This window comes from Pseudoalteromonas sp. ESRF-bin5 (genome assembly GCF_002632075.1).
Taxonomy (GTDB): Bacteria; Pseudomonadota; Gammaproteobacteria; order Enterobacterales; family Alteromonadaceae; genus Pseudoalteromonas; species Pseudoalteromonas marina.
Window position 1 is genome coordinate 1 of record NZ_NTLW01000310.1, and the last position, 6,333, is coordinate 6,333.

General features: G+C 37.1%; 7 protein-coding genes. 6 read left to right on the top strand and 1 reads right to left on the bottom strand.

From position 1 onward, the window contains the following. The 3 genes from BCG07_RS18815 to BCG07_RS18825 form a co-directional block, all read left to right on the top strand. A partial coding sequence (locus BCG07_RS18815) for a gamma-glutamyltransferase (protein WP_286891506.1) occupies positions 1-233 on the top strand: 233 nt, incomplete at its 5' end. A 137-nt stretch (positions 234-370) separates the two neighbouring features. Continuing rightward, positions 371-2,065, top strand: a complete 1,695-nt coding sequence (locus BCG07_RS18820; RefSeq protein ID WP_286891508.1) for an NAD-dependent malic enzyme — start codon at positions 371-373, stop codon at positions 2,063-2,065. Between the two features lie 178 nt (positions 2,066-2,243). Beyond that, positions 2,244-2,969: an SIMPL domain-containing protein gene (locus tag BCG07_RS18825; protein ID WP_286891515.1), complete on the top strand. Its 726-nt coding sequence runs from the start codon at positions 2,244-2,246 to the stop codon at positions 2,967-2,969. On the opposite strand, the gene BCG07_RS18830 is transcribed toward BCG07_RS18825, so the two are convergent. Next, positions 2,957-4,324 carry a DUF2254 domain-containing protein gene (locus BCG07_RS18830; RefSeq protein ID WP_286891510.1) on the bottom strand — a complete coding sequence of 456 codons (1,368 nt, stop codon included), beginning with the start codon at positions 4,322-4,324 and terminating at the stop codon, positions 2,957-2,959. The genes BCG07_RS18825 and BCG07_RS18830 overlap by 13 nt on opposite strands. Positions 4,325-4,476: 152 nt before the next feature. Between BCG07_RS18830 and BCG07_RS18835 the strand changes: the two genes are divergently transcribed. From BCG07_RS18835 to BCG07_RS18845, 3 genes are all read left to right on the top strand, one after another. Continuing rightward, positions 4,477-4,851, top strand: a complete 375-nt coding sequence (locus tag BCG07_RS18835; RefSeq protein ID WP_286891511.1) for an MAPEG family protein — start codon at positions 4,477-4,479, stop codon at positions 4,849-4,851. A gap of 14 nt (positions 4,852-4,865) precedes the next feature. Beyond that, the gene (locus tag BCG07_RS18840; protein WP_286891512.1) at positions 4,866-5,501 is read left to right on the top strand and encodes a sulfotransferase; all 636 of its coding nucleotides are present in this window, start codon (positions 4,866-4,868) and stop codon (positions 5,499-5,501) included. Positions 5,502-5,607: 106 nt separating this feature from the next. Then, the gene (locus BCG07_RS18845; RefSeq protein ID WP_008133023.1) at positions 5,608-6,180 is read left to right on the top strand and encodes a MiaE family protein; all 573 of its coding nucleotides are present in this window, start codon (positions 5,608-5,610) and stop codon (positions 6,178-6,180) included. Positions 6,181-6,333 lie beyond the last annotated feature (153 nt).

Here is a 6,333-nt window from a genome sequence, read left to right on the forward strand (position 1 = left end):
TGCCGCGTACTACTAATCGTAATGATTACACCAGCCTTGAAAAAGGCACCGTTATTGAATCACTTGCACCAGCACTCACTTCACGTGGTCATAAAGTGCGTGTGTTAGACCTAAATTCAGGTTTACATGGCGTTGAAGTGAAAAATAATAAGCTGTATGGCGCAGCCGATCCGCGCCGTGAAGGTGTTGCGTTGTCTGATTTAACTAACAATAACGCCACTTTCAAATTTTAAATTATGTATAATACAAACACGACCTATGTGCGTGTTTGTATTCTCAATGGTCTGACAAGTACTATGTTCATTGCATTTAAATTCTGAGCATTGATAATGACAGATCATAACTTAAGACTCCATTAAAGCCTGGAAATATGACAACAAATACTGATCCTAATTACTTATATATTCATCACTCTGGCCCTGGCCTTATTGAAACGCCATTACTAAACAAGGGCAGTGCGTTTAGTAAAAAAGAGCGCGAAAATTTTAACCTTGCAGGTTTACTGCCTCCACGCTTTGAAACTATCGAAGAGCAAGTTGAACGTTGTTATCAGCAATACTCAAGTTTTACCGACAATTTAAATAAGCACATTTATTTACGTGCCATTCAAGATAACAACGAAACGCTTTACTACCGCTTAGTGCGCGATCATCTTGAAGAAATGATGCCAATTATTTACACCCCTACAGTGGGTGATGCCTGTGAAAAGTTTTCGGATATTTACCGCAGCGCACGTGGCTTGTTTATTTCGTACGAAGACCGTTATCAAATTGACGACATTTTACGTAATGCCACAAAAGGTAAAGTAAAAGTCATTGTTGTGACCGACGGTGAACGTATATTAGGGCTAGGCGACCAAGGTATTGGCGGCATGGGTATTCCTATTGGTAAATTGTCATTGTACACGGCGTGTGGTGGCATAAGCCCAGCATATACATTGCCAGTTATGCTTGACGTAGGGACCAACAACGAAAAGCTTTTAAATGATCCTATGTATATGGGCGCACGCCATAAACGTATAACTCAAGACGAGTACGATGAGTTTTTAGATCTATTTATTAAAGCGGTCAAACGCCGTTGGCCAAATGTATTGCTTCAATTTGAAGACTTTGCACAACCTAATGCTATGCCGCTTCTTAAGCGCTACCGTGAAGAAATTTGTAGCTTTAACGATGACATTCAAGGCACTGCATCAGTAACAGTTGGCTCTTTATTAGCTGCGTGTCGTGTTAAAGGCTCAACTCTTAGCCAACAAAAAGTTGTATTTGTTGGTGCAGGCTCTGCGGGTTGTGGTATTGCTGAGCAAATTATTAGCCAAATGGTATTTGAAGGTATCTCTGAAGAGCAAGCACGTAGCCAAGTATTCATGGTTGACCGTTTTGGTCTGTTAACTAATGGCATGGAAGGGCTACGCGACTTCCAACAAGCTTTAGCGCAACCAACAGACGCGCTAAATGATTGGACTTACAGTGGTGAATACGCGTCATTGTTAGATGTAATGCATTGTGCAAAACCAGACATACTCATTGGTGTATCGGGTCAGCCAGGTTTGTTTACAGAGCAAGTTATTCGTGCAATGCATTCAACGTGTGAACAACCTATAATTTTCCCGTTAAGTAACCCGTCTAAACAGGTAGAAGCACACCCAGAAGACGTCATTAAATGGACTGATGGTAAAGCATTAGTTGCAACAGGTAGCCCGTTTGATCCCGTTGAATATAATGGTGAAACTTTCCCAATTCCACAGTGTAACAACAGTTATATTTTCCCTGGTATTGGTTTAGGCGTTATTGCAGCTAAGGCTACACGCATTACAGATGCCATGCTTAGCGTGTCGAGTGAAATGCTTGCTGAGTCTTCACCGCGAGCAAACAGCGGTAAAGGCAGTTTATTACCAGCATTAACAGAAATTGAAACGCTTAGTAAACGCATTGCATTTGCTATTGCTAAAAAAGCGATTGAAGAGGGTGTTGCATTGGAAATTTCTGACGATGCTCTGTGGGCAGCCATTGATAAAAATTATTGGTTACCAAAATACCGTAACTACAAACGTTGCAGCGTTTAAGTGGTATAAGTAATTTTATGTAACCCTGCATTACAACACATAACAAAAAACAGGCGCTTGCCTGTTTTTTTATGCTTGTTCATTTATTGTTAACCCATTAGGCTCTTTAATAGAGCTAATGCAAATCCGCGATCATACTTAATTAAGCAAATTAGTATAAAACAAAAAGGGTTCTATGATGAACACACTAAAACTTTTTCTTGGAAGTGCAATAGCATTAAGCACACTTAGTTTGAATGCCGTTGCCAGCCAAACACCCGATGCGCCACACATTTATGTGAAAGGGCAAGCGACACTTACTACCATGCCTGATTATGTACAAATGAGTGTGGGTATCACTGAGGTAAATAAAGACCTAATAGCTGCAAAAAACAAAGCCGATATCACTATGGCAAAAGCCATCAAATTAGTAAAAACGTTAGGCGTTAAAGACACTGACATTAACGCAGGGCAAATTAATATACACCGCGATACTCAATACAATCGCCAAACTGGACAGCAAGAATTTATCGGTTTCAAAATTACCCGAACACTAACGGTCAAACTTACTGATATAAGTAAATACCCTACGTTATTACAAAGTTTGGTTAATAACGGCATAAACCAAATTAACAATACCCAATTTTTAGCTAGCAACTATAACGAGCTTCATAAAAAAGCTCAAAAAATGGCAATACAAGATGCTAAAAAAGCGGCTAAAGAATTAAGCGATGACTTTGATGTGTCGTTAAAAGGACTATATAACGCATCGTTGAGTCCACTTAATGTTCAAACTCAGCCCTATATGCGTGCAAAAGAAATGGTAATGGCGGATAGTGCACCCGGTAATTATGTCCCGGATGCGTATCACAGTGGAGAAATTAAGGTAACAGCATCTAGTTACGCTATTTATTATATTGAGTAGGAATTATTTTGGTGGTGCTCAAAACGTGCCACCAATTGACTACCTTGTTGCTCATTGATGCGTGTTATAGAATTTAGCATATTACAAATTTCGCGCCTGTCGTACTCGTTAGTCACATTCATGTTTATGTCATCAACAATAGCGAATAAATAATTAAATAAGCTTTCGCGTGCTTTTTCATTATCGTGCGCCACAAATAAAATATTTTTAAATGCTTCTAATACATTTGTCATTACGTAGGCGTCACCTTTTGCATAATGACGAAGCGGCGAAAAGTTATCATGCAGTAACTCATCAAAACTGGTTTCATGTAAATATAAAAGCGGTTTTTTTTCACTGTGCTTAAACGAATAATTTATATCGTTAAGAGATAGGCGCTCAATTAGTAAAATACTAAGCATATCAATTGATTTAACAGCGGTACCTGGATCGTTAATGCCAGGGCTCATTGCTTTTACTGCTATTTCAGATATTTGTGTTAAACCATAGCGGTAGTGGTCGCTAATGTACTCTTCTATATAAAAAATAAAGCAATCTAATATTTTTTCTAAGAGCTCTTCATCGTGGGTTATATCGACATTACATTTTAAAAATGGATAACCTTTTACTGTAAAATATCCTTGGTTAACAGAAATATATAAGTTTATTTCGTGCTCTTTTAAAATTGCACACAGTTTATCTGTTTGCACACCCTTATAGTAACCCTCTGTTTTACTGCTTATGGAGTGCCATGTTGAAAAATCAGGAAACTCACTAACAGAGGCCTCTTTTTGTCTTTTAATGATCGCTTTAATTTCTTTTTTAGTCTGGCTAAACAAACCATTGAGGACATTATCGACTTGGATAGCGCGTGAAATAGAATGAATAAAAAATACAAATAACCCTAATGAAATCAAGCCAAAAATTAAAGCAAATAAAACACCTATAGACGGAATTGCAGTGCTGCCGCCTTCTAACTTATTAATATTTATAAGCATGATAATAGAGTAAATGATACTGCCTAAGTAAAAGCCGAGCACCATTTGATGAGACTTTCTAGTAATTAAACCGGGCACAACGCGAGGCGATAGACTCGCACTAGCAGAGTTTAAAACCACCATAACCATAGAAAAACTAAATACAGTCAATGAGATAATACTACCTGCAAGCGTACTTAAAATTGTTCGCGCATTTTCTGCGCTATCAACCAAAACCACTGAGATAAAAGACTTCAACTGCTCAACAGGGGCTAAATATTCAACCGACATTGTAATGATGGCAAAAAACAAAAAACCAACAGAAAGCACAGAAGGGTAAAAGCCAATGCTGTTTATCATTTCACGATAACTATCGGCCACTTTGCGAGGAACAAACATATAATCCCTATGATTGCGTATAAAATATGGCTATCACCTTATCATAGTTGAACTTTAAACTTGTGATAAAGCCGTTAATTTATATGTTATTATCTGCACAGCTTAACACTGCGCATACTTAATGCGTTTAAAAAAACTAATAGGAACACACTGTGATTATTTCAACATACGCTGCATTACTCGCTTTTTTTTATATTTTTTTAAGCTTTAATGTCATAAAAGTTCGCAGAGCAGAGCAAATATCATTAGGTGATAACGGTAATTCAGTTTTACAACGTGCAATTAGAGCACATGCAAACTTTATGGAATATGTACCTTTTGCCGTTATTTTATTATTTTTAGCTGAATACCAAGGTCTAGCCAGTCATTATTGTCACCTTTTAGGCGCATCTTTGTTAATTGGTCGATTTTTTCACAACCTAGGTATAGTAGAAAAAAACTTAAAATATCGTCAAATAGGGACTGTAGCTACTTTTCTGGTTATGATAATAAGTGCGTTTGTTTTATTACTCACTCGTAATAGCTAATTAAAGTACAGTACATGACTAAAATATTTGTAATAGGCTTACCGAGAACAGGCACAACTAGTGTGTGCCACGCACTACTAGAATTAGGTTTAGCCACCGCACACACAGCATACACAAAAGCTAGCTTTGACCATGCAAAAGCTATTGCCGACACCCCCATATTTACTGATTATGAAATGCTTGATAAGTATTACCCAGGGTCTAAGTTTATATATTTGGAAAGAGAAATTGATGTTTGGTTGCCATCCATTAGGCAATTACTCACACGTATGCATACTAATTTAACACGTACAGATGGCGGTTTTAATATTCATATAAAACGGTGTTACTTTGATGTTTTTTCTAATTTATCTCTTGAAAATATTAGTGATGATAGTTACTTAGCTGACTGTTACAAGCGTCACCTAAATGCTGCACAGTATTATTTTGAAAAAAGACAAGCTGACTTTTTATCGATTGATATTGCAAAGGCGGGGAGTTATCAAAAAGTATGTGATTTTTTGAACATACAAAGTGATAAAACTGATTTTGATAAAATGAATATGGGCGGAAAAGTCACCGCATGGAACGATATTAAACACCCGTTAAAAATAGAGTCGACAGCAAAAGGGCGCATAGATAAACATTTACCTTACACCTCCCAACTGTAATTATCTAAATTAAGCCTTAAGAGCATTGCTTTACTAAAACCTATTGCGAGATTTTTATTTTCAAATACGTTAATATTCCCGCATTATTTTTTAAGTAGTATTAATTATGTTTGAATTAAAATACCAAACGCCATTTGAATGGACCGAGGCTGTACTTGCCGACTTTAACACCTTTTTGCAAGATCATGCGGCTGCTGAAAAAAAAGCATCAGGCATGGCTATTTCAATGCTTTCGCATTACCCAGACAAGCGTAAACTTGTAAAAGCAATGACCGATTTAGCACTTGAAGAGCTTATTCATTTTAAACAAGTACTCAAGCTATTAACTGAACGCGACACAACACTGGGTGATGACCAAAAAGATCCGTACATAAAGCAAATTCGTGCTTTATTTAGGCACGGACGTGATGGCTTTTTAATGGATAGGTTATTAGTTGGCGGTGTAATTGAAGCTCGCGGACATGAACGTTTTTCATTAGTTGCGCAAGCATTACCTGAAGGTAAAGAAAAAGAGTTTTATGTAGCCATTGCTAAATCAGAAGAAAAGCACAAAAACTTATTTGTAGAGCTAGCCTACGAATACTTTGACAAAGAAGAAGTAGACGTGCGTTTAGAAGAGTTATTAGTTGCTGAGGCTGAAATTTGTAAAAGTATTCCATTTACAGCGGCACTTCATTAATCTTATTTTATTAAATTATAAAACGCAGGCATTTGCCTGCGCTTTTTATGCCTAGGATTTATTTAAAATGCATAAATAACTATTGGTAGGGTGTTTATTACCTTTTTATTAACCGATTAACCGATTAACCGATTAACCGATTAACCGATTAAC